Annotated in this window: 24 protein-coding genes and 3 tRNA genes; 6 read left to right on the forward strand and 21 right to left on the reverse strand. The window is 71.0% G+C overall.

From position 1 onward, the window contains the following. Positions 1–167: 167 nt before the first annotated feature. From VFG42_RS10460 to VFG42_RS10525, 14 genes are all read right to left on the reverse strand, one after another. Positions 168–1,700 (reverse strand): NADH-quinone oxidoreductase subunit N, encoded by a 1,533-nt coding sequence (locus VFG42_RS10460; RefSeq protein ID WP_324908069.1) that lies wholly within the window; start codon positions 1,698–1,700, stop codon positions 168–170. Between the two features lie 2 nt (positions 1,701–1,702). Then, positions 1,703–3,235, reverse strand: a complete 1,533-nt coding sequence (locus tag VFG42_RS10465) for an NADH-quinone oxidoreductase subunit M (RefSeq protein ID WP_324908071.1) — start codon at positions 3,233–3,235, stop codon at positions 1,703–1,705. Further along, positions 3,232–5,247, reverse strand: a complete 2,016-nt coding sequence (gene nuoL / locus VFG42_RS10470) for an NADH-quinone oxidoreductase subunit L (protein ID WP_324908074.1) — start codon at positions 5,245–5,247, stop codon at positions 3,232–3,234. The genes VFG42_RS10465 and nuoL overlap by 4 nt, the downstream gene beginning before the upstream one ends. Beyond that, positions 5,248–5,547, reverse strand: coding sequence for an NADH-quinone oxidoreductase subunit NuoK (gene nuoK / locus VFG42_RS10475; protein WP_324908076.1), 300 nt, complete (start codon positions 5,545–5,547; stop codon positions 5,248–5,250). Positions 5,548–5,553: 6 nt separating this feature from the next. Then, the gene (locus tag VFG42_RS10480; protein ID WP_324908078.1) at positions 5,554–6,240 is read right to left on the reverse strand and encodes an NADH-quinone oxidoreductase subunit J; all 687 of its coding nucleotides are present in this window, start codon (positions 6,238–6,240) and stop codon (positions 5,554–5,556) included. Between the two features lie 3 nt (positions 6,241–6,243). Further along, complete coding sequence (locus tag VFG42_RS10485) at positions 6,244–6,783, reverse strand: NADH-quinone oxidoreductase subunit I (protein WP_324908080.1); 540 nt, start codon at positions 6,781–6,783, stop codon at positions 6,244–6,246. Further along, positions 6,784–7,806: an NADH-quinone oxidoreductase subunit NuoH gene (gene nuoH, locus VFG42_RS10490; protein ID WP_324908082.1), complete on the reverse strand. Its 1,023-nt coding sequence runs from the start codon at positions 7,804–7,806 to the stop codon at positions 6,784–6,786. It lies immediately after the preceding gene. Positions 7,807–7,812: 6 nt separating this feature from the next. Then, positions 7,813–10,284 carry an NADH-quinone oxidoreductase subunit NuoG gene (gene nuoG / locus VFG42_RS10495; protein WP_324908084.1) on the reverse strand — a complete coding sequence of 824 codons (2,472 nt, stop codon included), beginning with the start codon at positions 10,282–10,284 and terminating at the stop codon, positions 7,813–7,815. A gap of 26 nt (positions 10,285–10,310) precedes the next feature. Continuing rightward, entirely contained in the window at positions 10,311–11,633 is a 1,323-nt protein-coding gene (gene nuoF / locus VFG42_RS10500; RefSeq protein WP_324908086.1) for an NADH-quinone oxidoreductase subunit NuoF, read from the reverse strand. Further along, positions 11,630–12,394: an NAD(P)H-dependent oxidoreductase subunit E gene (locus VFG42_RS10505; protein ID WP_324908088.1), complete on the reverse strand. Its 765-nt coding sequence runs from the start codon at positions 12,392–12,394 to the stop codon at positions 11,630–11,632. Before VFG42_RS10505 ends, nuoF begins: the two co-directional genes overlap by 4 nt. 12 nt (positions 12,395–12,406) lie before the next feature. Next, positions 12,407–13,663 carry an NADH dehydrogenase (quinone) subunit D gene (gene nuoD / locus VFG42_RS10510; protein WP_324908090.1) on the reverse strand — a complete coding sequence of 419 codons (1,257 nt, stop codon included), beginning with the start codon at positions 13,661–13,663 and terminating at the stop codon, positions 12,407–12,409. Then, positions 13,660–14,211 carry an NADH-quinone oxidoreductase subunit C gene (locus VFG42_RS10515; RefSeq protein ID WP_324908092.1) on the reverse strand — a complete coding sequence of 184 codons (552 nt, stop codon included), beginning with the start codon at positions 14,209–14,211 and terminating at the stop codon, positions 13,660–13,662. The genes nuoD and VFG42_RS10515 overlap by 4 nt, the downstream gene beginning before the upstream one ends. Next, complete coding sequence (locus VFG42_RS10520; protein ID WP_414642369.1) at positions 14,204–14,818, reverse strand: NADH-quinone oxidoreductase subunit B; 615 nt, start codon at positions 14,816–14,818, stop codon at positions 14,204–14,206. Before VFG42_RS10520 ends, VFG42_RS10515 begins: the two co-directional genes overlap by 8 nt. A gap of 86 nt (positions 14,819–14,904) precedes the next feature. Next, on the reverse strand, positions 14,905–15,459 hold the full coding sequence (locus VFG42_RS10525) for an NADH-quinone oxidoreductase subunit A (protein ID WP_324908378.1): 555 nt from the start codon (positions 15,457–15,459) through the stop codon (positions 14,905–14,907). Between VFG42_RS10525 and VFG42_RS10530 the strand changes: the two genes are divergently transcribed. Continuing rightward, the gene (locus VFG42_RS10530; protein WP_324908381.1) at positions 15,404–15,784 is read left to right on the forward strand and encodes a hypothetical protein; all 381 of its coding nucleotides are present in this window, start codon (positions 15,404–15,406) and stop codon (positions 15,782–15,784) included. The genes VFG42_RS10525 and VFG42_RS10530 overlap by 56 nt on opposite strands. Positions 15,785–15,983: 199 nt before the next feature. Here the strand turns inward: VFG42_RS10530 and VFG42_RS10535 are convergent, their stop codons facing one another. Beyond that, positions 15,984–16,487 (reverse strand): flavin reductase family protein, encoded by a 504-nt coding sequence (locus VFG42_RS10535; RefSeq protein ID WP_324908096.1) that lies wholly within the window; start codon positions 16,485–16,487, stop codon positions 15,984–15,986. Between the two features lie 128 nt (positions 16,488–16,615). Then, positions 16,616–17,017, reverse strand: coding sequence for a hypothetical protein (locus tag VFG42_RS10540; protein ID WP_324908098.1), 402 nt, complete (start codon positions 17,015–17,017; stop codon positions 16,616–16,618). 28 nt (positions 17,018–17,045) lie between these two features. Between VFG42_RS10540 and VFG42_RS10545 the strand changes: the two genes are divergently transcribed. Both VFG42_RS10545 and serS read left to right on the forward strand, forming a co-directional pair. Beyond that, entirely contained in the window at positions 17,046–17,462 is a 417-nt protein-coding gene (locus VFG42_RS10545) for a c-type cytochrome (RefSeq protein WP_324908100.1), read from the forward strand. 67 nt (positions 17,463–17,529) lie between these two features. Then, positions 17,530–18,789 (forward strand): serine--tRNA ligase, encoded by a 1,260-nt coding sequence (serS, locus tag VFG42_RS10550; protein WP_324908102.1) that lies wholly within the window; start codon positions 17,530–17,532, stop codon positions 18,787–18,789. Between the two features lie 153 nt (positions 18,790–18,942). Here the strand turns inward: serS and VFG42_RS10555 are convergent, their stop codons facing one another. The 4 genes from VFG42_RS10555 to msrA form a co-directional block, all read right to left on the reverse strand. After that, positions 18,943–19,332, reverse strand: a complete 390-nt coding sequence (locus VFG42_RS10555; protein WP_324908104.1) for an STAS domain-containing protein — start codon at positions 19,330–19,332, stop codon at positions 18,943–18,945. A gap of 50 nt (positions 19,333–19,382) precedes the next feature. Next, entirely contained in the window at positions 19,383–20,741 is a 1,359-nt protein-coding gene (locus tag VFG42_RS10560; RefSeq protein ID WP_324908106.1) for a discoidin domain-containing protein, read from the reverse strand. Positions 20,742–20,961: 220 nt separating this feature from the next. After that, positions 20,962–21,048 (reverse strand) — tRNA-Ser (locus VFG42_RS10565). 34 nt (positions 21,049–21,082) lie between these two features. Further along, entirely contained in the window at positions 21,083–21,757 is a 675-nt protein-coding gene (gene msrA, locus VFG42_RS10570) for a peptide-methionine (S)-S-oxide reductase MsrA (protein ID WP_324908108.1), read from the reverse strand. Between the two features lie 80 nt (positions 21,758–21,837). On the opposite strand from msrA, the gene VFG42_RS10575 reads away from it, so the two are divergent. The 3 genes from VFG42_RS10575 to VFG42_RS10585 all read left to right on the forward strand — a co-directional run bounded on the left by VFG42_RS10575 (position 21,838) and on the right by VFG42_RS10585 (position 25,022). Continuing rightward, positions 21,838–21,927, forward strand: a tRNA-Ser gene (locus tag VFG42_RS10575). Positions 21,928–21,985: 58 nt separating this feature from the next. Next, positions 21,986–22,059, forward strand: a tRNA-Arg gene (locus VFG42_RS10580). Positions 22,060–22,223: 164 nt separating this feature from the next. Continuing rightward, complete coding sequence (locus VFG42_RS10585) at positions 22,224–25,022, forward strand: IPT/TIG domain-containing protein (RefSeq protein WP_324908110.1); 2,799 nt, start codon at positions 22,224–22,226, stop codon at positions 25,020–25,022. Positions 25,023–25,073: 51 nt separating this feature from the next. Here the strand turns inward: VFG42_RS10585 and VFG42_RS10590 are convergent, their stop codons facing one another. Then, positions 25,074–25,637, reverse strand: a complete 564-nt coding sequence (locus VFG42_RS10590; RefSeq protein ID WP_324908112.1) for an XRE family transcriptional regulator — start codon at positions 25,635–25,637, stop codon at positions 25,074–25,076. Between the last annotated feature and the right edge of the window lie 42 nt (positions 25,638–25,679).

The raw sequence follows: 25,679 nt of genomic DNA on the forward strand, positions 1-25,679 counted from the left end.
GCCTAGTGTCGTGATTCATTCATTCGGTCGCAGCTTTCCGGGATGCTCGGCCCCGTCAGGCGGTCGTCGATGACCGCAGGCGACCCTTTGGGTCGTTGAGGATCAGCGGCGGGCGCATGGCGGCGGCGAGCGCCCGGAGGCGGCCGGCGAATGAATGAATCACGACACTAGAGCAGCCCCAGCGCCTTGCCGGCCGAGTCGGCCAGGTTCAGCAGCGGCGAGGGGATGATGCCGAAGACCAGGATGGCGGCGCCCGCGAGGACCGCGACCAGCGAGATCTCCCAGTCGGCGCGCTCGGTGACCGGGTCCGCGCCGGCCAGGCGCGGCGAGCCGTCCGGGTTGACCGTGGAGACCTCGCCCGCCGAGGACGGGCGCATCCACATCGCGGCGACGATCCGCAGGTAGTAGGCCAGCGAGATCATCGAGCCGATGACGATGACGATGCCCAGCCACGTGTAGCCGCCGTCGGCCGCCGCGTCGATCAGCGTGAACTTGCCGATGAAGCCGGCGGTCGCGGGCATGCCGGCCAGCGAGAGCATCGCCAGCGTCAGCGGCCAGGCCAGCAGCGGGCGCGACATGCCGATGCCGGCGATCGAGCGGATGTCGTCGCCCCACGGCGTCTCGCGCTCGCGGGCGATGATCACCGCGAAGGCCGCCAGGTTCATGAACAGGTAGATCGCCAGGTAGAAGACCGTGGCCTTGACGCCCAGGCGCGAGGCGACCAGCACGCCGGCCAGCAGGTACCCGGCCTGCGCGACCGACGACCACGCCATGATCCGCTTCAGCGAGGACTGGGCCAGCGCGCCGATGTTGCCGACGACGATCGTGATCGTCGCCAGCGTCGCGATCGCCGGCTGCCAGTCGTGGGCGGCGTCGATCAGCGCGACGTCGAAGATCCGCAGCGCGGCGCCGAACGCGGCCGCCTTCGTCGCGACCGCCATCCACGCGGTCACCGGCGTCGGGGCGCCCTCGTAGACGTCGGGCGTCCACTGGTGGAACGGGGCGACCGAGGCCTTGAAGGCCAGGCCGACGAGCGTCAGCGCGATGCCGGTCAGCAGCAGCGAGTCGTGCGCGACGCCGCCGGCGATCGCGGCGGAGATCTCGCGGAAGTCGGTCCCGCCCGTCGCGCCGTAGAGGAACGCCAGGCCGTAGAGCATCGTCGCCGAGCCGACCGACCCGATGATGAGGTACTTCAGGCCGGACTCCAGCGAGCGCTCGCGGCGCATCTCGGTCGCGCAGAGCACGTACAGCGGCACCGACAGCAGCTCGAGGCCGAGGAACACCGTGACCAGGTTCTGCGCGGCGGCCAGGATGAACATGCCCGCGGCGCTGGTCAGCATCAGCGCGAAGAACTCGCCGTGGGCGGCCTCGCGCGGCGCCAGCGAGCGCCACGCCAGCAGCGTCGCGCCGATGCCCGTCGCCGAGATGATGAACAGGATCATCAGCGACAGGTCGTCGAGGCGCAGCGCGCCCTGCGAGCCCTTGGCCACGAACAGGTCCTTGGCGTGATCCCACTGCCAGATCCCGAGGCCGATCGAGGCGCCGAAGGCGACGATCGTCAACAGCGGGACGAGCTGCTCGCGGATGACGCGCCCGCGCAGCAGGCCCGCGAGCAGCACGACGATCGAGCCGCCCAGCAGGGCGATGAGCGGGGAGGCCCCGGCCCAGTCGATGGACGGCTTGGCAACGGCGGCGAGCATGGCTATCGGATGACCTGGGTCTCGGCGGGACGGGTGGCGAGCGCGGGGTCACCGGTCGCGACGGCGGCCGGCACGACCGACTCCGTGATCGTCCGCTGCCCCTTGTGCAGCGCGAGCTGCGGGTAGACGGCGAAGAACAGGATCACGCCGACCAGCGGGACGAGCACGAGGCCCTCGCGGAAGTTGATCTCGCGCGACTCGACCTCGGGCCCGACGCGGTTGTGCATCGCGCGGATGAAGAGGCGCAGCGAGTAGACGGCAGCCATGCCGACGCCGACGAAGGCGATGGCGGCGATGACCAGCTTGGAGTGGAAGACGCCGAGCAGGATCAGGAACTCGCCGACGAAGTTCGACGAGCCCGGCATCGCCAGGTTGGCGAGCACGACGATCAGGAACAGCGCGGCGAGCACGGGCGCGCGGAACGCGATGCCGCCCATGTCGCGCAGGTCCTCGCTGCCGCCCGCGCGCTCGGCGAGGTAGGCGACGATCACGAACGCCGGCGCGACGACCAGGCCGTGGTTGACCGCCTGCAGGATCGCGCCGTTGGCGCCGTCGGCGCTCAGCGAGAACACGCCGAGCGTGATGAAGCCCAGCTGCGCGACCGACGAGTACCCGAGCACGAGGCGGGACTCGCTCGTGGTGAACGCCATCGCCGACCCGTACAGGATCGAGCCCAGCGCCAGCACCAGCATCAGGTCCTGGAAGTGCGCGGCGGCGTCCGGGAACAGCGGCAGCACGGCGCGCAGGAAGCCGTAGGCGGCGACCTTCGACAGCACGGCGCTGAACACCGCCAGCACCGGCAGCGGCATGTTGCGGTAGCCGTCGGGCATCCAGCCGTGGACCGGGAAGGCCGGCATCTTGACCCAGAAGGCGGCCGCGAAGCAGAGGAAGATCCACTCCTGCGTGCCCTTGCCGAGCGCCGGCGCGGTGCGCGCCAGGTCGCTGAAGGCGAACGACAGGTCGGTGCCCGCGTTGTTGGCGGCCAGCACGCCGGTGGCGATCGCCGCGGCCAGCATCAGCAGCGAGCCGACCAGGGTGTAGATGAAGAGCTTGATGATGGCCGGGACGCGCGTGGCCTCCGGGCCCCAGATGCCGGCCAGGAACAGGAACGGCAGCAGCATCAGGTCGAAGAACAGGACGAACAGCGCGAGGTCCTGCGCCATCAGCGCGCCGAGCACGGCCGACTCGGCCAGGCCCAGGAAGAAGAAGAACTGCGGGGCGTGGTCCCACTCCTTCATCGCCGCCCACACGATGCAGACCAGGAACAGGAACGCGGCCAGGCCGATCAGCGCCAGGTTGAGGCCGTCGATGCCCAGCTTGTAGTGGATGCCGAGCTGCTTGATCCAGACCTCGTCGGTGAGGTCCTGGAGCTTGCCGACGCCGCGGTCGAAGTCGGCGATCGCCCAGATCGTCCAGGCGAACGTGCCGGCCGCGCCGACGATGGTCAGGACCCGCGACAGGGCGCCGGGCAGGAAGAGCCCGAGGAACGCCGCCGCGGCGGGCAGCCAGAGGGGGATGGAGAGAGGGAGGCTCACGAGGACTGGATCAGGAAGTACAGGATCACCGCGCCGGCGCCGACGACCAGCAGCGCCGCGTAGGCGCGCAGGAAGCCGGACTGGAGCGCGCGGACGGCGGCCGAACCCGCGCGGACGAGGCCTGAGGTGCCACCGACGAGCGTGCCGTTGACGAAGATGCGCTCGAACGTCTGCTGGCCGAAGCGGCCGAACCAGGCGAACGGGCGGACGACCACGACGTCGATCAGCTCGTCGAAGTACCACTTGTTGACGAACAGCTTGTGCAGGAAGGGCAGGCGCGCCTGGATGCGCTGCGCGGCCTCGCCGTTGGCCTTCGCGTAGAAGGTGTAGGCGATGAAGATGCCCAGCAGGCCGAGGGCCGCGCCGAGGATCAGGCCGAACGTGAGCTTGGCGTCCGACGACGTGTAGTTGATCGTCGAGCCCGCGAACGTCGGGTCCAGGAACTTCTCCAGCCACGTGGTGACGTGCGGGATGCCGACGACGCCGCCGACGGTGGCCAGGACGGCGAGCGTGCCCATCGCGAGCTTCATGCCGAAGGCCTGCTCGGCGATGTGGTGCTCGGGGCCCGGGAAGCCGACGTCGGTGTCCTCGACCTCGCCGCTGGCGGGGTTGGTCGGCTCGTGCGCGTGCCAGACGTGGCCGGTGTCGATCAGCGTCTGGGCCTGCTCGTTGGGCTCGCCGTGGAAGGCGCGGAAGATCATCCGCCACGTGTAGAAGGCGGTCATCAGCGCGGTGATGTAGCCGACGACGTAGAGGATCCAGTGCCAGCCGCCGATCTCGGCCTGGACGAGCAGGATGTCGTCCTTGGAGAAGAACCCGGAGAACGGCGGGACGCCGGCCAGCGCGAGGCCGCCGATGACGAAGCACCCGTAGGTGAACGGCATGGCCTTCTTGAAGCCGCGCATCTTGTCGAGGTTCTGCTCGCCGCCCATGGCGGAGATGACCGAGCCGGCGCTCATGAACAGCAGGGCCTTGAAGAAGGCGTGCGTCATGAGGTGGAAGAGGCCCGCGACGTAGGCGCCCGAGGACACCGCCATGATCATGTAGCCGATCTGCGACATGGTCGAGTAGGCGATGACGCGCTTGAGGTCGGTGACGACCATGCCGATCGTCGCGGCGACCAGCAGCGTGACGCAGCCGACGATCGTCCCGACGTCGGCCGCGGCGACCGACTGCTCGAAGAGCGGGTGCATGCGGGCGATCAGGTAGACGCCGGCGGTGACCATCGTCGCGGCGTGGATCAGCGCGGAGACGGGGGTGGGGCCCTCCATCGCGTCCGGCAACCACGTGTGGAACGGGATCTGCGCGGACTTGGCGAACGCGCCGACCAGCAGCAGGATCAGGCCGGCGGTGAGGTCGCCGTGGTGGTGCGCGCCGATCTCCTTGGCCTGGGCGAACGTCCCCAGGAAGTCGAGCGTGTGCGAGCTCTTGAGGATGAAGAACGTGCCGAGCGTCAGGCCGACGTCGCCGACGTGGTTGATGACGAACGCCTTGATGCCCGCGCTGGTCGCCGTCGTGCGGCGGTACCAGAAGGAGATCAGGAGGTAGGACGCCGCGCCGACGAACGCCCAGCCCACGATCAGGATCAGGAAGTTCGCCGCCAGGACCAGCAGCAGCATCGAGAAGACGAAGAAGTTGAGGTACGCGAAGAAGCGCGTGTAGCCCCGGTCCCCGCTCATGTAGGCGAACGAGTAGACGTGGATGAGCATCGAGACGCCGGAGACGACCAGCATCATCAACACGCTCAGCGGGTCGACGAGGATCGACAGCTTGGCGTCGATCGTCCCGACCACGGCGTAGTCGTAGAGGTTGGAGACGACCTGGCGGCCCTCCTCGCCTCGGCCCTGCAGCGACAGGAACGCGATCACGGCGAACACGAACGCGCCCACGAGCGCGGCCGTGCCGATGACCCCGGAGGTCTTGTTCTTGAAGACCTTGAAGCCCAGGCCGTTGACGATGGCTCCCGCGAGGGGGAAGGCCAGCGCCAGCCAGGCGGCGGTGGTCGGACTCATCTACCCGTGCAGCTCCCGCATCTCGTCGACGTCGATCGGCAGGCGGCGGCGGAACATCGCCACCACCAGGCCCAGGCCGATGCAGACCTCGCACGCCGCGACCACCATGACGATGATCGCGAAGATCTGGCCGTCGCCGTTGCCCCACATGCGGGAGAAGGCGATCAGGGCCAGGTTGGCGGCGTTGAGCATCAGCTCCAGGCAAAGGAGGATCACCAGCGGGCTGCGGCGCGTGAGGACGCCGGCCGCGCCGATGCTGAAGACCAGGGCGGAGACGGTGAGGTACCAGCCGATGTTCATGGTCGGCTACCAGCCCTTCTCGTCGTCGGGGTCGGCCTCGGCGCGCGCGGTGATCGCGGCGGGCTGCAACGAGGCCGTCGGGTTGGTGTCGCCGACGCCCTCGGCGATCGTGCCGAACTGCCCCTCGGGGAGGGACTGCGCGATCGGCTGGACGTACTCCTCGTCGGGGTGGGCGGGATCCGATAGCCCGCCGCGGCGGCGGGCCAGCACGACGGCGCCCACGGCGGCCATCAGCAGCAGGAACGAGGCCGCCTCGAAGGGGAAGAGGAAGCGGGTGAGCAGCAGCTCGCCGATGGCGCCGGGCGTGCCGAAGCCGGGGTTGTAGGGCGCGCCCTTGGCGTCGATGCCCTTCAGGCCGGAGCCCAGGACCGCGATGAACAGCTCGACGGCCAGCAGCGCGGCGAAGACGATCGACGCGGCACGCAGGCCGGGGCCGCCGGCGGGGCGCACGGGCTCGGTGTCGGAGCCGACGTAGGCCACCACGAACACGTAGAGCACCATGACGGCGCCCGCGTAGACGACGACCTGCGCGGCGGCGATGAACTCCGCGCGCAGCAGCAGGAACAGCGCGGCCAGCGACAGCAGGTGGCAGACCAGCGCGAGCACCGCGTAGAACGGGTTCTTGACCGTGGCGACGCCGATCGCGCCCGCGATCGCGCCGATGCCCGCGATGAAGAAGAAGACGGCGGCCATGGCCTACTCGCCCTCGCCCCGCAGCGGCGTGCGCTCGAACGGCTCCGCGAGCAGCATCTCCTTGGTGAAGATGAGGTCGGAGCGGTTGTAGTCGCTCAGCTCGAAGTCGTTGCCCATCGTGATCGCGTCGAACGGGCACGCGACCTCGCAGTAGCCGCAGAAGATGCAGCGCGTGAGGTTGATCTCGTACACCGCGGCGTAGCGCTCGCCGGCCGACACGCGGTTGTCCGGCGTGTTCTCGGCGGCGACGACGCGGATGCAGTCCGCGGGGCAGGCCGCCGCGCACAGCGAGCAGCCGACGCACTTCTCCAGGCCGGTGTCCTCGAACTTGTGGAGGCGATGGCGGCCGCGGAAGCGCGGGTAGACGGGGATCTTCTCCTCGGGGTAGGAGATGACGGAGACCGGCGCGACGGACTGGCGCAGCGTGGTCTTCAGGCCGCGCAGGGTCTCGCCGAACGCGCGGTAGAACGAGCCGGGGCCGCCGAAGGACTTGGGGCCTTCGACGACGTGGATCTCGTCAGCAGAGGGAGGCCAAGGGGCCATCTAGTCGGTCACCACCACGATGATCGCGGTCACGAGGGCGTTGAGGGTCGCCAGGGGCAGGAGGATCTTCCAGCCCAGCGACATCAGCTGGTCGTAGCGCAGACGCGGGAACGTCGCGCGCGCCCAGACGAAGAAGAAGATGAAGAGCATCGCCTTGCCGATGACCACGATCGGCTCGACCCACCCGGGCGGGTGGATGCCGAACGGGAGCCACCAGCCGCCGAGGAAGACCGTGACCATGATGAACGAGGCCACGACCATGTTGAGGTACTCGGCGAAGTAGTACGTGGCGAACTTGCCGCCGCCGTACTCGGTGTTGTAGCCGCCGACGAGCTCGCCGTCGGCCTCGACCAGGTCGAACGGAGGACGGTTGGTCTCCGCGAACGAGGCGATGAGGAAGATGATGAACCCGACGAACTGCGGCACGATGTACCACATGCCCGCCTGGCCCTTGACGATGTCGACCAGGGACAGCGACTGGGCGGTCATGATCACGCCCACCAGCGCCAGGCCCTGGGAGACCTCGTAGGAGATCAGCTGCGCGGCGGCGCGCATGGCGCCCAGGAACGAGTACTTCGAGCCCGAGGACCAGCCGCCGAGCATGATCCCGTAGAACGCGATCGAGCCGAACGCGAACAGGTACAGCGGGCCGATCGAGGCGTCCACGCCGTAGAGGCCGGTCTTCGTGCCGAAGATGTCGTGGACGTCGCCGAACGGGACGATGGCCAGCGCGGCGACCGCGGTGACGATCGAGATCAGCGGCGCGGCCGCGAACATCCAGCCGATCGACGTGTTCGGGCGGAACTGCTGCTTGAACAGCAGCTTGCCGATGTCGGCGATCGGCGTCAGCGCGCCGAACGGGCCGACGCGGTTCGGGCCGTAGCGGTTCTGCATGCGGCCCATGACCTTGCGGTCGGCCATCAGCGCGACGGGGACGATCTGCAGGCCGACCAGGAAGATGACGATCGCCTTGGCGATCTGCATCCACCACGGCTCGTAGTAATAGATGTTCGCGAGGATCACGGTGGCTCAGGAGTTGACGGCGGCCGTGTCGGCCGCGGGCGGCTCGACCGAGCCGGAGGACTTGCGGATCTCGACGAGCGGCCCTTCGACCGCGTTGCTCTCGAGGAAGGCGGATCCGGCCGGGACCGCCGCGCGCACGGCGACGGTCGCCTCCGCGGCGCCGCGCTCGCCGCCGACGGCGACGCGGTCGCCGTCGAAGACGCCCAGGCGCTGGGCGTCGTGGGGCGACAGCTCCACGCGCGCGCGGTTGGCCTTCAGGAACTGCAAGGCGGGGGAGTTGGCGACCTCGGGCCCGGACCAGACCGAGCGGTAGGTGCCCAGGCGCAGGCGGCCGTTGGCCTCCGGACCGGCGTCCGGCGTCGTGTAGGCCGCGGCGGCGCCGGTGTCGGCGGCCGGCCACGCGGCGGCGGCGCCGGACTCGGCGACCCAGCGCAGGCCCTTGCCGCCGATCAGGTCGAGCGTCAGGCCCTCGTAGAAGGGGACGGCGGCGAACAGGCGCTGCGAGGCCTGCGGGCCGGTGAGCACCGGGACCTCCGCGTTGCCCAGGCGCTTGGCCAGCTCGGACAGGATCCACCAGCCAGGGCGGACGTCGCCGACGCGGGTGATCGCCTGGCGCAGGCGCTGGACGCGGCCGTCGGGGTGGACGACCGTGCCCTCGTGCTCGGCGTGCGACTCGGCCGGGAAGACGACCGTCGCGTGCTCGCGGACGCCCGCGGTCAGGTAGCCGGCGTGCGCCACGATCGTCGAGGCGCGCTCCAGGCCCGCGTCCCACAGGGCGCGCTCCGGGTGGGTCTCCAGCGGGTCGACGTTCACCAGCCACAGCGCGGCGAGCTGCCCGTCCGCGGCGGCGGCGGCGATCTCGCGCGTCGAGCGGCCGGTCGCGGCGGCGGGCGCGAGGCCCGGGCCGGAGAAGGGGAGGACGCCGGCCTCGCGCAGGCCGCGCGCGTTGGCCGAGGACGGGACGCCGAGCAGGCCGGCGCCGTCGCGGCCGCGCAGGCCCAGCGTGTCGGCGATGGCGACCAGGGCGGCGGCGCCGGCCGCGTCGGCCAGGACGCGCTCGCCGTAGAGGACGACGACGTCCTCGCCGCCGTCGCGCAGCTGCGCGACCAGCTCGGCGAGCTGCTCCGGGACGGAAGCGCCGGGCTTCAGGGCGTCGGCCAGCAGCGCGGCGGCGCGCGGCTCGTCGCCCGGGGCGAAGCGGACGACCTGCTTGGCGTTGGCGTCCAGCGACGACGGGCGCGAGCTGGCCACGGCCAGGTTCACGCGGCGGCGACGCACGCCCTTGCGGATGCGCAGGTCGAGGATCGGCATGTCGTCGACCGGCTCGACGCCGAGCACCAGGACGGTGTGGGCGAACTCCAGGTCGGCGACCGTCGCCTGCAGCGCCGGGTCGTGCAGCGCCAGCGTGGCGTCGCGGCTCGTCGCGTCGTACACGCGCGAGTCGAGGTCGTTGGTGCCCAGCGTCTCGCGCGCGAGCTTCTGGACGAGGAAGCCCTCCTCGTTGGAGGTGCCGCCGCCGGCGAGGACGCCGACGTGGCCGCCCGCGCGGCGCAGGCCGGCCGCGGCCTCGTCCAGCGCGCGCTCCCAGGAGACCGGGCGCAGCTGGCCGCCGTCGCGGACCATCGGCTGGGTGATGCGCTCGTCGACGTGGATCGCCTGGTAGGCGAAGCGGCCGCGGTCGCAGAGCCAGCCGTCGTCGACGGCCTCGTTGTCGCGCCCGAGGACGCGCAGGACGCGCTCGTCGCGGACGGTGAAGGTGACGTTGCACTGGCCGGGGCAGAGCGTGCAGATGCCGCCCGCGCCCTCGATGTCCCACGGGCGCGCGCGGAAGCGGTAGGGCTGCGAGGTCAGCGCGCCCACCGGGCACAGCTCGGTGATGTTGCCGGAGAACGGCGCCACGTAGGGGTGGCCGTCGAACGTGCCGACGAACGTGTGCGCGCCGCGCTCCTGGAAGACCAGCTGGTAGTCCTCGCTCAGCTCCTGGGAGAAGCGCACGCAGCGGTAGCAGAGGATGCAGCGCTCGCGGTCGATGGCGATCAGCGGCGACAGCGCGATCGGCTTCTCGAAGTGGCGCTTGGGCTCGATGAAGCGCGAGCGGCCGCCGCCCCAGCCGAAGGAGATGTCCTGGAGCGGGCACTCGCCGCCCTTGTCGCAGACCGGGCAGTCGAGCGGGTGGTTGATCAGCAGGAACTCGACGACGGCCTGCTGGGCCTGCTTGACGCGGTCGGTCTGGGTGTGGACGACCATGCCGTCCTTGACCGGCGTCGAGCACGCGGTCTGGAGCTTCGGGATGCCCTCGATCTCCACCAGGCACATGCGGCACGCGCCCACGGGCTGGCCCAGCTTCGGCTCGTAGCAGAAGACCGGGATCTCGACGTCGCCGTACTTGGCGCCGTCGACCAACATGATGTTCTCCGGCGCGGTGACTTCGCGGCCGTCGATGGAGAACGTGACCTGCTTGATTTCGGGGCGGGGCATGAAGAGGGGGCGGTGCTCTGTGGTCGCTAGACGACGGCGCCTTGGAGGAGCGCCAGCTCGGGCGCGTCCTCGTCGCCGGTGAGGGTGTTGGCGGCGCGGGCGGCCTCGATGTGGGCCTCGAACTCGCCGCGGAACTTCTTGACCATCGAGCCGACCGGCATCGCCATCGCGTCGCCGAGGACGCACAGGCAGTTGCCGATGATCTGCTCCTGGACCGAGGCCATGATGTCGAGGTCCATCGGCGTCGCGAGGCCGGACTGGATGCGCTCCAGCATCTTGACGGTCCAGTTGGTGCCCTCGCGGCACGGCGTGCACTTGCCGCACGACTCGTGGCGGTAGAACTCGGCCAGCCAGAGGCAGACGTCGACGACCGAGTTGGAGTCGTCGACCACGATGATCGCGCCCGAGCCCAGCATGGACCCGGCCTTGGCCAGCGTGTTGAAGTCGTAGGGGAGGTCGAGGTCGTCCTTGGTCAGGACCGGCGACGACGAGCCGCCCGGGAACCACAGCTTGATCTCGCGGCCGTCCGCGGGACCGCCGGCGAGGCCGTAGATGATGTCGCGGGACGACATCCCCAGCTCGATCTCGTAGTTGCCCGGGCGCTGGACGTTGCCCGAGATCGAGATGAGCTTGGTGCCGGTGGAGCCCTCGGCGCCGATCTCCGCGTACCGCGCGCCGCCCATCTCGACGATCAGCGGCACGGTGGCCAGCGTCTCGACGTTGTTGATGAGCGTCGGGCCCTGGTAGAGGCCCTGGTTGGCCGGGAACGGCGGCTTGAGGCGCGGGTTGCCGCGCTTGCCCTCCAGCGAGTCCAGGAGGCCGGTCTCCTCGCCGCAGATGTAGGCGCCCGCGCCGCGGTGCACGGCGAGCGAGAGCGAGTGGCCGGTGCCGAGGATGTTGTCGCCCAACAGGCCGGCGTCGTAGGCCTCGACCAGCGCGGCGTCGAGGATGTCGGCCTGCTGGACGTACTCGCCGCGGATGAAGATGAAGGCCCGGTTGGCGCCCGCCGCGTGGGCGGCGATGATCATGCCCTCGATCAGCAGGTGCGGGATCTTCTGCATCAGCTCCCGGTCCTTGAACGTGCCGGGCTCCGACTCGTCCGCGTTGCAGACCAGGTACTTGTCCATCGTGCCCTTGGGCATGAAGGACGCCTTCATGCCCATGGAGAAGCCGGCGCCGCCGCGGCCGCGCAGGCCGGACGCCTTCAGCTCCTCGACCAGCGCCTCGGGCGGCATGGTCAGGGCCTTGTGGAGACGATCGCCGTAGCCGCCGCGGCGCTTGTACACCTCGATGGTGTGCAGGCCGGGCTCGTCGATCTCGTCGAAGATCAGAGGCTGCTGCGTGCTCATGCTTCGTCCTCGGGGTCAGGCCGGCCCATCGGCGGGCCGAAGGAGGAGGGCTCGGTCGGCAGCGGGTCGGACCCCGGCGCGGGGCGCTCGATCTCCGACTCCACCTGCTCGAAGTCCGTGCCCGGCCGGTCCCACTCGCGCGTGTTGGCGTTGGGGTCGGCCGACGGGCGCTTGATCAGCTGCTTGGCGGGAAGCGGGTCCGCGCCCGAGTTGATCTGGTCGGCCAGCTCCTGGACCTCGCCCTCGTCGACCGGGCCGACGAAGACGCCGTCGACCGAGACCATCGGGGCGATGTCGCAGGCGCCGAGGCACTCGAAGCCGCGCACCTGCACCTCGACGTTCTCGCCGACGGCCTCCTGCAGGTCGCCCAGCAGCTTGCGGCCGCCGCGCAGCGAGCACGAGATGTTGGTGCACACGTAGACGCGCTTGTGGCCCACGGGCCGCGTGTCCAACATGTCGTAGAACGACGCCACCGCCACCAGGTAGGCGGGGGTGAGGCGCATCACGCACGCGACCTGGCGGAAGGCCTCCGGCGAGCACCAGCCGTGCAGCCGCTGGGCGGCGGCCAGCGCCGGGATCGCGGCGGAGCGCCGGTCCGGGTACTTGGCGATGTGGTGCTCGATCTCGGCGCGCAGGTCCGCGGGCACCGGCGTGGTCGCCGGGTCCGGGATCTCCTGCGGGTCCTTGGTGAGGTCGACCGCGTCGTCCCAGCCGGGGACGCGGGAGCCGTGGCTGAAGCGCTTGACGTCGGGAAGCGACATGGTGGTCTTGGTCTACCGATCCACTCCGCCCAGGACCGGGTCCATCATCGCCAGCGTGGTGATGAGGTCGGCGATGTAGGCGTCCTTGACCATCGGGAGCGTGGCCTGGAGGTTGACGAACGAGGGGTCGCGCATGTGCACGCGCGCGGGCTTGGAGGACCCGTCGGAGCGCAGGAAGATCGCGTACTCGCCGCGCGGGCCCTCGATCGGGTAGTACACCTCGCCCGGCGGGACGCGGAAGCCCTCGGTCACCAGCTTGAAGTGGTGGATCAGGGCCTCCATCGACGTCGCCAGCTCGTGGCGCGGCGGCAGGGCGACCTTGCGGTCGTCGGTGATGTAGGGGCCCTCGGGGAGACCGTCGAGCGCCTGCTCGATGATCTTCACCGACTCCTTCATCTCCTGCATGCGGACGGCGAAGCGGTCGTAGTTGTCGCCGCGCGAGCCGACCGCGATCTTGAAGTCGAAGTCCTCGTAGGAGGAGTACGGCATGGCCTTGCGCAGGTCCCAGTTGCTGCCGGCGGCGCGCAGCAGCGGGCCGGTGACGCCGAGGCCCTCCAGCGTCTCGAGATCCAGCGGGCAGGTGCCGTACATGCGGCGCAGCGCGATCTCGTTGCGGTTGAGGAGATCGAGGTACTGGTCGATCGCCTCGGGCATGATCTTGATGAACTTGCGGAGCTTCTCCGCCCAGCCCGCCGGGATGTCCTCCATGACGCCGCCGACCTGGAAGTAGCGCGTGTGCATGCGCTGGCCGGAGCTGTACTCGAAGAGGTCGAGGATCGTCTCGCGCTCGCGGAAGCAGTACCACCAGACGGTGACCGCGCCGAGGTCGAGCATCGACGTGCCGAGCCAGACCAGGTGCGACATGATCCGGTTCAGCTCCATGTGGATCACGCGCAGGTACTGGGCGCGCTTGGGGACCTCGACGTCCAGCAGCGTCTCGGTCGCGCCGCAGAAGGCCATCGCGTTGAAGTAGTACGCGAGGTAGTCCATCCGCTCGACCACCGGGATGGCCTTCCAGTAGGACTTGTCCTCGGCCGTCTTCTCGATGCCGGTGTGGACGTAGCCGATGATCGGCTTGAGGTCGCGGACGACCTCGGCCTCGAGCGTGACCAGCAGGCGCAGCACCCCGTGCGTGGCGGGGTGGTGCGGGCCCATGTTGAGGGTCAGCAACTCCTGGTCGGGCGCGGGCGCCGGCAGCGTCTGGACGCGCTGGCTGACGTCGATGCGCTCCTCGGTCGAGCGGTAGTCGGTGGTCGTGACGTCGCTCATCGCTTGGCCTTCTCCGACCCGCGGGGCTGGTCGGCCCCCAGGGTGTAGTCCTTGCCGGCGGTCTCGGCGGCCGTGAACAGCACGGGCTCGCCGCCGAGGGGGAAGTCGCGCCGCTGCGGGTGGCCCTCGTAGTCCTCGGGCATGAGGATGCGGCGCGGGTCCGGGTGGCCGTCGAAGACCACGCCGAACATGTCGTAGACCTCGCGCTCCTGGTGGTTGGCGGTCGGCCAGCCCGGCGTCACGGAGGGCACGTTGGGCGCGTCGATCGTCACGCGCAGCTTGACCGTCAGGCGGTCCAGCGCGTCGCGGTCGAGCAGCTCGTAGTGCACGCCGAGGCGCGGCTCCTCGGGGTAGTAGTCCACCCCGTGGACCGACATGAGGTGCTTGAAGCCCTTGGCGCGCAGCGTCTGCAGGACATCGACGATCGCGGTCGGCGCGACCTCGATCGCGCCCTTGTCGCGGAAGAAGCCGGTGCCGACCACGGCGTCGTCGCCGTGGGCCTCGCGGAGGTCCTGGGCCAGCAGCTCGGTGCCGGGGGCGTCAGGCACCGGGGAAGCCCTCGCCGTCCATCACGTTGACCGCGGCGGCCTGCTCGGCGCGCAGCTGCTCGCCCTCCTCGGGGAGCACCTCGACCGTGCGCTCGGCGCCGTAGCGCTCGCGCCAGCCCAGCGACGGGTCGCTGTGGACCATCGAGCGGAGCTTCAGGATCCCGTGCATCAGGGCCTCCGGGCGCGGCGGGCAGCCCGGGACGTGGACGTCGACCGGCAGGAACTTGTCGGCCGGGACGATGGCGTAGTTGTTGAACACGCCCATCGACGAGCTGCAGGCGCCCATCGCGATCGCGTACTTGGGGTCCAGCATCTGGTCGTAGATGCGGCGGACGACCGGGGCCATCTTGATCGAGATGCGGCCCGACAGGATCAGCAGGTCGGCCTGGCGCGGCGAGGCGCGGAAGGCCTCGAAGCCGAAGCGCGCGATGTCGAGGCGGGCGCCGACCACGGACATCATCTCGATGGCGCAGCAGGCGAGGCCGAACGTCGCGGGGAAGAGCGAGTTGCCGCGGGCCCAGTTGGCGGCGCGGTCGAGCGTCGTGGTGATCACGCGCTCCTGGACGTACTGCTCGAGGTCGTCGCCCTCGAGGTCGCCCCGCAGCATCTGCTGGGCGCGCAGCTGGCGGATCCGGAAGTCCTCCGGTGTCCCTGCCTTCTCCCGCTTGATGATCTCCATGGCCTAACTCCGTTCTAGCGCCACTCGAGCGCGCCACGCCGCCAGACGTACACGAACGCGACGACGAGGAGGCCGATGAAGACCGCGGTCTCGATCAGGGCGAACGTCCCGAAGGCCCGCAGCTGCACGGCGATCGGGTAGAGGAACACGACCTCGATGTCGAACAAGATGAACAACATCGCGATCAGGTAGAAGCTGATCCCGAAGCGGAAGCCCTGGTGGACCTCCGAGGGCATACCCGACTCATAGGGCTCTGCCTGGTACTTGGTGGGCGTCTTCGGCTTGGGCCCGAGCAGAGAGCCGGCGCTGATGAACAGACCGCCGACGAGTCCCCCGAGGCAGATGAAGACGATGGCTGGAAGGTACGTCCGAAGCACTCGGCCTCCCGTTGTATCACCAACTTGTAACTTGCTGCCACAAAGTGGCGCTCCGCACTTGTAGGCACCCCCTTTGACCGACGTCGCGCACATCCTCGCCGTCCTGGTGGCGGTTTCAAACGGCCTTGCCGGAATCGTGTCCGGCTTTCTGTGGTGGCGGGTCGAGCCCCATCCCTCCGCATGGGTCCTCATCCGCACCGGCCAGGCGATGGCGGTCGCGCAGGCGGTCGGCGCGGGCGTTCTCGCTGCATTCGGGCTGCATCCGGACGACGACCTCTACTGGTTGTACGCCTTGCTCCCGGTGGCCGTGGGGTTCGTCGCCGAGCAGCTGCGGCTGGCCTCCGCGCAGCAGGTCCTGGACGTCCGCGACCTCGAGGACGCCCAGGCCGTCGGGCGGCTGCCGGCCGACGAGCAGCGGTCGATCGTGCTCCAGATCGTCCGGCGCGAGATGGGCGTCATGGCCGCGGCGGCGCTCGTCACGTGCTTCCTGGCGCTGCGGGCGCTGGGCACGGTCTGATCGCCGGGCGACCGGATGCACCCGATCGGGCGGCGCGACCGCCCGCGCGACCGCCGTTGACCGCGTCCGACGCGTCGCCTCCGCGTCGACTGCCCGGTTTTCGGTGTCATTGTTCTGACACTGACTTGGGCGCCGTGCAAGCAAACGCCCGGATCGCGTGGCCGGCGACCCGGGGCGGACGGCGTCGTCCGGCCGGGCCTCAGGCCATCCGCGCGAAGCCGCCGCGGAAGAACAGCAGCGGGTCCCGCGCGCCGTCGGGCGCGTCGTCGGCGCTGAGGTGCGTGACGCGGCCGATGCCGATCGTGTGGTCGCCGGCGGGGTGCAGGGCGTCGAGGTCGCAGGCGATCCAGGCCAGCGCGCCGTCGAGGACCGGGACGCCGTGGGCGACCGTGTGCGTGGCGGCCTCGAACTTCTCGGGCTGCTCGCGCTTGGACGCGAAGACGCGCGCCAGGTCCTCCTGGTCCGAGCTGAGGACGTTGACCGCGAAGCGCCCGGCGCGCTGGACGATCGGCAGCGTGCGCGAGCCGTTGTCGAAGCAGACCAGCAGCAGCAGCGGGTCGAGGCTGAGGCTCGTGATCGCGTTGGTGGTCAGGCCGGCCGGGCCGTCGGGCCCGTCCACGGTCACGATCGCGACGCCCGTGGCGAAGCTGCCGATGACCTCGCGGTACCGCGCGGGGTCGATTGCGGGCGATCGCGTCTCCATGCCTGGGCAGGGTAAGACGCGAGCGCCGACCAGGTTGCCGCCGTATCGAGAGCGATCGCGTGAACGTCGTTGGAAAGCGATCGATTCGAGGTCGGCGCTCGCGTCCGGTCCTCAATTCGCGACGAACGTCACGATCCCTTCGCGACGACCTTCAGCTCGCCGTACTGGCCGAGGTCGTCGTGGTTGCCGATCGAGCAGACCAGGCGGTACTTGCCGGGCTTGAGCCTGATCGGCTCGCGCTCGTGCCCGGTCTGGCCGGGCTGCAGGGTGTCGGTGCGGCCGTAGACGGTCGCCTCCTCCCCGGTCTCGCGGTCCCAGGCCTCGATCGTGAGGTTGTGGGTCAGCCGGCCGCTGTTGTGGGCGACGAGGTGGATGGTCCCGGCCGGGACCTCGACGTTCTCCGGACGCAGCGTGTACTCGTCGAGGTCGATTTTCAACACGCCGTCCGGGACGCGGGTGTACGACGGTCCTCCGCCGCATCCCGCGATGGTCAGCGCGCCCAGAAGGGATAGGGCGGCAAGCCTGCGCATGAAAGGGTCCCGTATGATGCCCGGCCGCATGCCTCGCCGTCCTGTCATCGCCATCGCCGCCCTCTCGATCGCCGCCGCGGCCGCCGTCGGCTGCGGTTCGGAGAAGGGCGATCAGAAGCAGCCGGGTGCGAAGATCACCACGGTCGCGCCGCAGTACGAGGCCGGCGCCAAGCTCTTCGTCGAGCGCTGCTCCGGCTGCCACAACCTCGGCATCGTCGGCGCCGAGGGCGGCGCCCTGAAGGTCACCGACCGCGAGCGCGTCGACGGCCCGAACTTCAACGTCCGCGTCGAGGACAAGGACTCCGTCCTCTACGCGATCCGCAACGGCGGCTTCTCCGGCGCGATCATGCCCCAGGACATCGTGGTGGGCAAGGAGGCCGAGCAGGTCGCCGAGTTCCTCGCGAAGTACGCCGGACACGGCAAGAGCAAGAACGCGCGCAACTAGCGCGACCTGACGAACGGCCGTCCTCGCGAGGGCGGCCGGCTCCCGCCGCCGGGTAGGCTCCGGCGCCGTGCTCGACATCAGGCTGATCCGTCGCGACCCCGACGCCGTCCGCGCCGCGCTGGCGCGCCGCGGCGACGCCGACACCACCGCGCTGGACGCGGTCGTGCGCACCGATGCGCGACGGCGCGAGATCCTGCCCGAGCTGGAGTCGCTGCGCGCCGAGCAGAACGCGGCCAACCAGGCGATCGCCGCCGCCAAGAAGTCCGGCGAGGGCTTCGACGAGGCCGTCGCCAAGATGCGCGACGTCGCCGGCCGCGCCAAGGCCTTGGACGAGGAGCTGGCGACCGTCGACGCCGAGCTGACCGAGTCGCTGCAGCGCCTGCCGAACCTGCCCGACGAGACCGCGGCGCCCGAGGACACGGTCGTCAAGGAGGTCGGCGAGGCGTGGGTCCCGTCCTGGCCCGTGCGCGACCACCTCGAGCTGGCCGGCGAGCGCATCGACATGGAGCGCGGCGCCCGGCTGAGCGGCTCGCGCTTCGCCTACCTGCGCGGCGCGCTCGCGCGGCTGGAGCTGTCGCTGGTCTCCTGGGTGATGGACCACCTCGGCGAGTACGGCTTCGAGCCGGTCATCCCGCCGGTGCTCGTCCGCGAGGAGGCCCTGTACGGCACGGGCTTCCTGCCCGACACCGAGCAGCAGATCTACCACCTGCCCGCCGACGACCTCTACCTGGTCGGCACGAGCGAGGTCGCGCTGGCCTCGCTGCACGCGGGCGAGATCGTCGACGAGCTGCCGCTGCGCTACGCGGGCTTCTCGCCGTGCTTCCGCCGTGAGGCGGGCGCCGCCGGCAAGGACACGCGCGGGATCTTCCGCGTCCACCAGTTCGACAAGGTCGAGATGTTCGCGTTCGTCGAGCCGGACAAGAGCGTCGAGGAGCACGAGCGGCTGCTGGCGATCGAGGAGTCGATCATGCAGGCGCTGAACCTGCCCTACCGCGTGGTGAACATCGCCGTCGACGACCTCGGCGCCAGCGCGGCCAAGAAGTACGACTGCGAGGCGTGGCTGCCGTCCCAGCAGCGCTACCGCGAGCTGACCTCGACGTCCAACACCACCGACTACCAGGCGCGGCGCCTGGAGATCCGGTACCGCCCCGAGGGCGCCAAGCGGCCCGAGACGCTGCACACGCTCAACGGCACGGCGGTCGCCGTCGGCCGCACGCTGATCGCGCTGCTGGAGAACGGCCAGCGGGAGGACGGCTCGGTCGCGCTGCCCGAGGTGCTGCGCGGCTACGGCGCGCCCGAGGTGCTGCCGCCCGCATCGACCATCTAGTGTCGTGATTCATTCATTCGCTGGCCGCCTCCGGGCGCTCGCCGCCGTCATGCGCTCGTCGCTGATCCTCAACGACCGAAAGGGTCGCCTGCGGTCATCGACGACCGCCTGACGGGGCCGAGCATCCCGGAAAGCTGCGACCGAATGAATGAATCACGACACTAGGCCGCCGCCGGCGGCTCCGGCCTGGACGGCCGCCAGCGCCGGCTCCAGCTCGGTGTGCAGGTCGAACGTCGTGTCGAGGTGGGTGATCTCGAACAGCCGCAGCACGGTCGGGTTGGAGCACACGATCGCCATGCGGCCGCCGGCGCGCGTGACGCGCCGCAGCGCGTTGAGCAGGACGCTCAGGCCGGTCGAGTCGATGAACATCACGCCGGTGAGGTCGAGCACGAGCCGGGTCCGGCCGCTCTCGACCGCGGCGGCGAGGACGCCGCTGAACTCCGGCGCGGTCGACACGTGGATCTCGCCGTCGACGGCGACGACGGCCGCGCGATCGTCGACGTCGCGCTCAGTGGTTCGGAACTTCGGCTCGGCGAAGGACATGATGGCGCCCGAGCTACCCTCTCGTTTCCGGCGTCACGCGTCAACCGCGGTCAGCGGAAGCGGACCCAGCGCGCCACGTTCGACCGTCGCCGCTGCTGATCGACGGCGGTCGCGGTCAGGCGGACCTTGACCGATGCGCGGTGCGCCCGACGCAGCAGCTTGATGGTCTTGCTCGGCAGCTCGATCGTCCAGGAGCCGAGGCCGGGACCCTCGGTCCTCTCCTTCATGGTGAGGATCGTGCGCCGTTTGGCGTGGATGGCCTTGGCGGTGGACCTGGGCAGCACGAGCTTGGCCGTGAACGTGCAGATCGACGAGCAGGCGATGCGCACCGGGAGGTCGATGCCGTCGACGGGGTCGAAGGCGATCAGCGGCTTGCGCTGGATGATCGGCTCGACCGGCACGCTCGGGTCGATGATCCGCAGCGCGAGCGTGGTCGTGCCCAGCGCGCCGCGGAAGTCGCGCGCGCCGACGGTCACGGCGTAGGTGCCGGCCGCGCTCCAGACGTGGGCGACCTGCGGGCCGGCGGTGGCCTGGTCGAAGCGGCCGTCGCCGTCGAAGTCCCACAGGTAGCGCACGATCGTGGAGTCGGGGTCGGTGAACGCCGCGCGCAGGCGGACGATCGACTTGATGTAGCTCTTGGGGGTGAGCGGGGCGACGGTGCCCGACGGCGCGACGTTGGGGCCGCCGCCGTAGACCTGCAGCTCGCGCAGGTCGATCGACGCGGCGGCGGCGTCCTGGGCGGCCAGCGCCGACAGGCGGACGAAGCGCGTGGCCGCGGCGGTCACCGCGACCGCCTGGTCGCCGGCGGGGGACAGCGCGCCGGTCGCGGCCGCGCTCCAGGTCACGCCGTCGGGCGACGTCTCGATCTTGTAGTCCTTGAGCGCGGCGCCGTCCGGGTGGCCGCACGCGGCGCCGGGGGTGAGGACGACCGCGCCGACGTCCACCGGTGCGGGGAGCTGCACGGTGAGGGTGGCGGGTTGGGAGGTCGACCAGCCGGTCGTCGTGTCGTTGTCGGTGGCCTTGGTCGGCTCGCAGCCGGGGGCGCCGGTGGCGTCGGGCGCGGCGGTCGTGGGCGCGCCCGCGGCCCAGTCGCGATGCAGCGCGACGTCGCGGGTGGCCGCGCCGTCGGCCGGGAGCGCGAGGTTGGGAATCGACGTGCGCTCGTAGCCGGCGGGGCCGGCGACCGCGAGCGTCCCGACGGTCCCGGCGGCCAGGCCCGTGAGCAGGTAGTCGCCCGCGTCGTTAGCGGTCGCCGGCGGCGGGGACGTCGTGCCCCACCAGGTCAGCGCGGTGCCGCCCAGCGGCAGGCCGGTGTCGGCGTCGGTGACGGTGCCCGAGACGGCGCCGCCGATGCCCGCGGCGGACGCCGTCGTCGCCGTGCCGAGCGCGCACGCGAGCGCGACGGCCACGGCCGGCACCGCGACGGCGGTTCTGCGTCTTGACGACATCGCTTCTCCCCTGAGACCCGCCGCCGCCCTCCTGGCGCTCGGCGCGCGGCAGCGTACCGGATCGTTCGGGCCCGACGCCAGGGGGAGGAGACGTTCCTGTTCCCTTGGGGAGGTCGGCCGTCAGCGCGGGGCCGGACCTTCAGGAGCTTGGCGTTGGCCGCGGTGAGCGGGAGGTGCTCGACGGAGGGGGCGGGATTCGAACCCGCGGACGGCTCACACCGTCTCCGGTTTTCAAGACCGGTGCATTAAACCGCTCTGCCACCCCTCCAGGGGAGGGGTGACAGGCTAACGGCGAAGGCGCGTCAGGCGGCCGGGTCCGGCGTGACGCCGGTCCCGATCGGGCAGGAGACGCCGGTTCCGGTCATCGAGCAGTAGCCGTTGGGGTTCTTGGCCGGGGAGAGGTACTGCTGGTGGTAGTCCTCGGCGTGGTAGAAGGGGCCCGCGGGCGCGATCTCGGTGGTGATCGAGCCGCGGCCGGCCTTGGCGAGGGCGTCGTCGTAGCGGCGGCGGGAGCGCTCGGCGGCCTGGGCCTGCTCGTCGCCGACCGTGTAGATCGCCGAGCGGTACTGGGTGCCGACGTCGTTGCCCTGGGCCATGCCCTGGGTCGGGTCGTGGACCTCCCAGAAGCGCTTGAGCAGCTCGTCGTAGCTCACGACCTTCGGGTCGTAGGCGACCAGGACGGCCTCGGTGTGGCCCGTCCGCCCGGAGCAGACCTCCTCGTAGGTCGGGTTCTTCGTGAACCCGCCCTGGTAGCCGACCGCCGTCGTGTAGACGCCGGGCAGCGACCAGAAGGCCCGCTCGGCGCCCCAGAAGCACCCGAGGCCGAAGTAGGCGACCTCGATGCCCTCCGGGAACGGACCGGTCAGCGGCGTGCCCAGGACCGTGTGGTCGCTGGTCACGGGAATGGCGTTGTCGCGACCCGGCAGCGCGTCCTCCGCGCTCGGCAGGGTCAGCTTGGAACGGGACGAGAAGAGCATCTGATGTCACCGTATCTGCCGCGTGGCAGAACGTTACGCGGCGCCCGGGCCCGGAAGCCGTACAATCCCGCGACCCCCTTGGAGAGGTGGCCGAGTGGCTGAAGGCGCTCCCCTGCTAAGGGAGTATGGGGTTTAGAGCCCCATCGAGGGTTCGAATCCCTCCCTCTCCGCTGTCAGTCCCCGGCCTGAGCGCACCCCGCGCGGGGCCGGGCTAGACTGATTGTCACTGCGCCCGTAGCTCAGCTGGATAGAGCGTCGGTCTACGGAACCGAAGGTCATAGGTTCGAATCCTATCGGGCGCGTCGCGAAAAGCCCCGCATTTGCGGGGCTTTCGTCGTTCCTGGAGCGTGCGTGCGCCAAACATGGCGCCTTGACTTCCGAACACGGTCGCGTCTACGTTGCCGAACCTTGCCCGAAGCGTTTGCGGAGACGTCTCGGCAGCCAGGCAACGAGCAAGGACAAGGTTTTGGGTCGGAACACCATCGGTGCCGCCGTCGCGGCGCCCCTTCGGCAAGGACGCGCCAGGACGGTCGTCGCCGCGCTCGCCGCGGCGGTCGCGGCCCTGGCGCTCTCCGCCACGCCCGCCGGGGCGACGACGGGTCACACCGCCGCCGCTCCCTTCGGCATCCCCGGCAGCGGCGACCCCGGCGGCTTCGCCTACGGCGGCCCGACCGGCATCGCCGTGCGGCAGTCGACCGGCGACGTCTTCGTCACCGACACCGCGCACACCGACGCCGACGGCGCGCCCGCGCCGCGCGTGGAGCGGTTCGACGCCTCCGGGGCCTTCGAGGACGAGTTCCCGCTCGACCCGGCGCTCTACATCTCGGCGCAGGCGATCGCGATCGACCCCAACGGCAGCGGCGCGCTCTACGTCGGCGCCACCGACCAGAGCTACCAGGGCGCGGTCCTGAAGTACGCGCTCGACGGGGACTTCCAGCATGCCTTGGTCCCCGACGCCGACACCACGCTGAACCCCTCGGCCGTCGCGGTCGATCCGGCCACCGGCGACGTCTACGTCGGCGCGACCGACACGAGCGACCCGGACGCGAACGTGCCGATCGTCGAGGTCTTCGACGCCGCCGGCGTCTTCCAGACCCGGTTCGACGGCGGCGACGGCAACGACGCGCCGCTGGGCGGCATCGCCGGCCTCGCCGCGGACGGCAGCGGCCACGTCTACGTCACCGACCCCACCAAGAACCGCGTCGACCGCTTCAGCGACGGCGGCACGTTCCAGGCCACGGTGGTCGACGGCAACGATCGCGGCGTCTCGCTCGGCGCGCTGGCGACCGATCCCACCAACGGTGAGCTGTACGTCGTCGAGAACGGCGGCCAGGTCGAGTACTTCAGCGCCGGCGGCGCCGCCCACCTGGACGTCTTCGACAGCTCCGGCGCGGCCGTCACCGGCCTCGCCGTCGACGCGGCCGGCGGGACCGTCTACCTCGCCGACCAGGGCCAGGCGATGGGCCTGACCGCCACCGCCTTCGCGGGCCCGACGGTCGTCACCACCGGCGCGTCGTCGGTGGACGCCACGTCGGCGACGCTCGAGGGCACCGTCGACCCCGAGGGCGACGACGCCGACTTCAGCTTCGAGTACGGCACCGACGGCAGCTACGGGTCCAGGACCCCGAGCCTCCCGGTCGGCGACGGCACCTCGGCGGTCCCGGTCTCCGCGCCGGTGGCCGACCTGCTGCCGAACACCAGGTACCACTTCCGCGTCGTCGGGAGCCGCGGCGACGACGCGATCTCCGGCGCCGACGCGACGTTCACCACCGACCCTGCGCCGCCGGTTCTCGACGGCACGCCGTCGGGCGTCTCGCCGCCGTTCGCCTCCGACATCGGGCCCGACGGCGCGACGATCAACGGGACGATCGACCCGCGGGGCAGCAGCACGACCTACTCGGTGGAGTACGGCACGACGACGGCCTACGGCTCCTCCGAGCCGGCCGCGTCGCCCCTGGAGGGGCAGGGCGACCAGCCCGCCGTCGTCCCGATCGCCGGCCTCGCGCCGGGCACGACCTACCACTTCCGGCTCGTCGCCGACAACGGCACGGGCGGCGCCCAGCCCGGGCAGGACGCCACGTTCCGGACGGCGCCCGCGGCGCCCGCCGGGGCCTCGTCGGTCACCGCCGTCAGCGCCGAGCTGACCGGCGTCGTCGACCTCCACGGCGGCCCCGCCAAGTACCGCTTCCAGTACGGCGAGAGCACGTCCTACGACAACGCCACGCCGCTCCGCGACGTCGGCCCGGGCTCCGGGAACACGACGGTCACGGCCTCGATCGACGGCCTGAAGCCGGGCACGACCTACCACGTCCGCGCCGTCGAGATCGACACCGCGACGGGCATCACCACGTCGGGCGTCGACGGGACGTTCACGACGGATCCCGCCGCGCGGGTCTCGACGGGCACGGTGACCGACGTCACCCCGAGCCACGCGACGTTCCACGGGGACGCCGACACCCACGGCCTCGGCGGGGCGTACTGGTTCTTCGTGCAGGCGAGCTCCAGCGCCTACATCGCGGCCACCCCGGAGGCGAGGATCCCCGCGGGCGCGGGGTCCGGCCCGGTCTCGGGCACGCTGAGCGACCTGCTGCCCGGCCAGACCTACACGGTCCGGCTCGCGGTGCGCAGCAGCGGCTACACCGCGGTCGGCGACGCCGTGACGTTCTCGACGCCGCCCGCGCCGCCGGTCCAGCCGCCCGCTCCGCCGCCGGCGCAGGTCGCCGACCCGTACGGCTGCGTCGCGCCCGTGCTCAGCGCCTACGACGCGCACCCGCGGCCCGGCGACACGATCACCGTCGCGGGTCGCGACCTCGGCGTCGGGGGCACGATCGCCCTCGGCGACCGGACGCTCACCCCGACCAGCTGGACCGCGACGGCGCTGACGTTCACCCTGCCCGCCGACGCGAAGGGCTCCCTGCCGCTGACGGTCAACTGCGGCAAGGTCTCCAACACGATCGCCGTCCAGATGTTCCAGGCGCCCTCCAACGCGTTCACCACCAAGTCGAAGGTGAGCGGGACGACGGCGACCCTGACGCTGAAGGTCCCGGGGCCGGGCGACATCGCGATCCGCGGCGCGGGCGTCAAGGCCGTCAAGCGGCACGTGGGCCAGGCCGGGACCTACGTCGTCAAGGCGACGCTCTCGGCCTCCGGGAAGCGGTCGCTGCGGCGCCACAAGCGGCTGTCGTCCACGTTGACCGTGAGCTTCACGCCCAACGGCGGCACGACCGCGAAGAAGACGACGAAGGTGACGTTCCAGCGACGCTAGATGGTTGATGCGAGATTCCCGTGGTCGGTTTCGCATCAACCATCCAGGCGCTCACGACGACGACGTGCGCAGGTGGACCCGTTCGCCCTGCGGGCCCATCAGCGCCAGGACCTCGGCGGGCCCGTCGACCGCGCCCATCCAGTGCGGGGTCCAGGTCGAGAACTCGGCGGCCTCGCCGGCCTCGAGCACCAGGTCGTCGTCGCCGAGCAGCAGGCGCACGCGACCGCTGAGCACGTAGATCCACTCGTGGCCCTCGTGCGAGCGCTGGTCGGGCGCGCCGCGGTCCGCGTGCAGCGTCAGGTGGTAGGCGCGGGGCACGCCCGGGCCGGCGCGGCGCGAGATCGCCGCGATCCGCATGCCGTGCGCCTCGTGGACGCGGGGCCGGACGCGGGGGTCGTCGTGCTGCTCGGGCGCCAGCAGCGCGTCGACCGACGTGCCCAGCGCCGCGGCGAGCACGCCGAGGTGGTCGACGGTCAGGCGCCGCTTGCCGCTCTCCAGGCGGCTGAGCGTCGACGCCGCCATCCCGGCGGCCTCGGCGACGTCCTCCAGCGTGCGCTCCGCGCCCAGGCGCAGCGCGCGCAGGCGCTGCCGGGCCAGCTCCTCGGGTTTTGCCATCTTGGCATGAAAGCTTGCCAGAACATCGATCCGCCGCCAACC

It is taken from the genome of Baekduia sp. (assembly GCF_035685985.1).
Taxonomy (GTDB): Bacteria; Actinomycetota; Thermoleophilia; order Solirubrobacterales; family Solirubrobacteraceae; genus Baekduia.

Bases quoted from the DNA above. Each gene is read 5' to 3' on its own strand.
- VFG42_RS10520 (WP_414642369.1), bottom strand. From the start codon at position 14,818: ATGCTGCGGGGCGACCTCGAGGGCGACGACCTCGAGCAGTACGTCCAG.
- msrA (WP_324908108.1), bottom strand. From the start codon at position 21,757: ATGCTCTTCTCGTCCCGTTCCAAGCTGACCCTGCCGAGCGCGGAGGAC.
- VFG42_RS10485 (WP_324908080.1), bottom strand. From the start codon at position 6,783: ATGGCCCCTTGGCCTCCCTCTGCTGACGAGATCCACGTCGTCGAAGGC.
- nuoL (WP_324908074.1), bottom strand. From the start codon at position 5,247: ATGAGTCCGACCACCGCCGCCTGGCTGGCGCTGGCCTTCCCCCTCGCG.
- nuoK (WP_324908076.1), bottom strand. From the start codon at position 5,547: ATGAACATCGGCTGGTACCTCACCGTCTCCGCCCTGGTCTTCAGCATC.
- nuoD (WP_324908090.1), bottom strand. From the start codon at position 13,663: ATGAGCGACGTCACGACCACCGACTACCGCTCGACCGAGGAGCGCATC.
- VFG42_RS10535 (WP_324908096.1), bottom strand. From the start codon at position 16,487: ATGGAGACGCGATCGCCCGCAATCGACCCCGCGCGGTACCGCGAGGTC.
- VFG42_RS10505 (WP_324908088.1), bottom strand. From the start codon at position 12,394: ATGTCGCTTCCCGACGTCAAGCGCTTCAGCCACGGCTCCCGCGTCCCC.
- VFG42_RS10525 (WP_324908378.1), bottom strand. From the start codon at position 15,459: ATGAGGACCCATGCGGAGGGATGGGGCTCGACCCGCCACCACAGAAAG.
- nuoF (WP_324908086.1), bottom strand. From the start codon at position 11,633: ATGAGCACGCAGCAGCCTCTGATCTTCGACGAGATCGACGAGCCCGGC.
- VFG42_RS10590 (WP_324908112.1), bottom strand. From the start codon at position 25,637: ATGGCAAAACCCGAGGAGCTGGCCCGGCAGCGCCTGCGCGCGCTGCGC.
- VFG42_RS10480 (WP_324908078.1), bottom strand. From the start codon at position 6,240: ATGGCCGCCGTCTTCTTCTTCATCGCGGGCATCGGCGCGATCGCGGGC.
- VFG42_RS10555 (WP_324908104.1), bottom strand. From the start codon at position 19,332: ATGTCCTTCGCCGAGCCGAAGTTCCGAACCACTGAGCGCGACGTCGAC.
- nuoG (WP_324908084.1), bottom strand. From the start codon at position 10,284: ATGCCCCGCCCCGAAATCAAGCAGGTCACGTTCTCCATCGACGGCCGC.
- VFG42_RS10460 (WP_324908069.1), bottom strand. From the start codon at position 1,700: ATGCTCGCCGCCGTTGCCAAGCCGTCCATCGACTGGGCCGGGGCCTCC.
- VFG42_RS10545 (WP_324908100.1), top strand. From the start codon at position 17,046: ATGCCTCGCCGTCCTGTCATCGCCATCGCCGCCCTCTCGATCGCCGCC.
- VFG42_RS10540 (WP_324908098.1), bottom strand. From the start codon at position 17,017: ATGCGCAGGCTTGCCGCCCTATCCCTTCTGGGCGCGCTGACCATCGCG.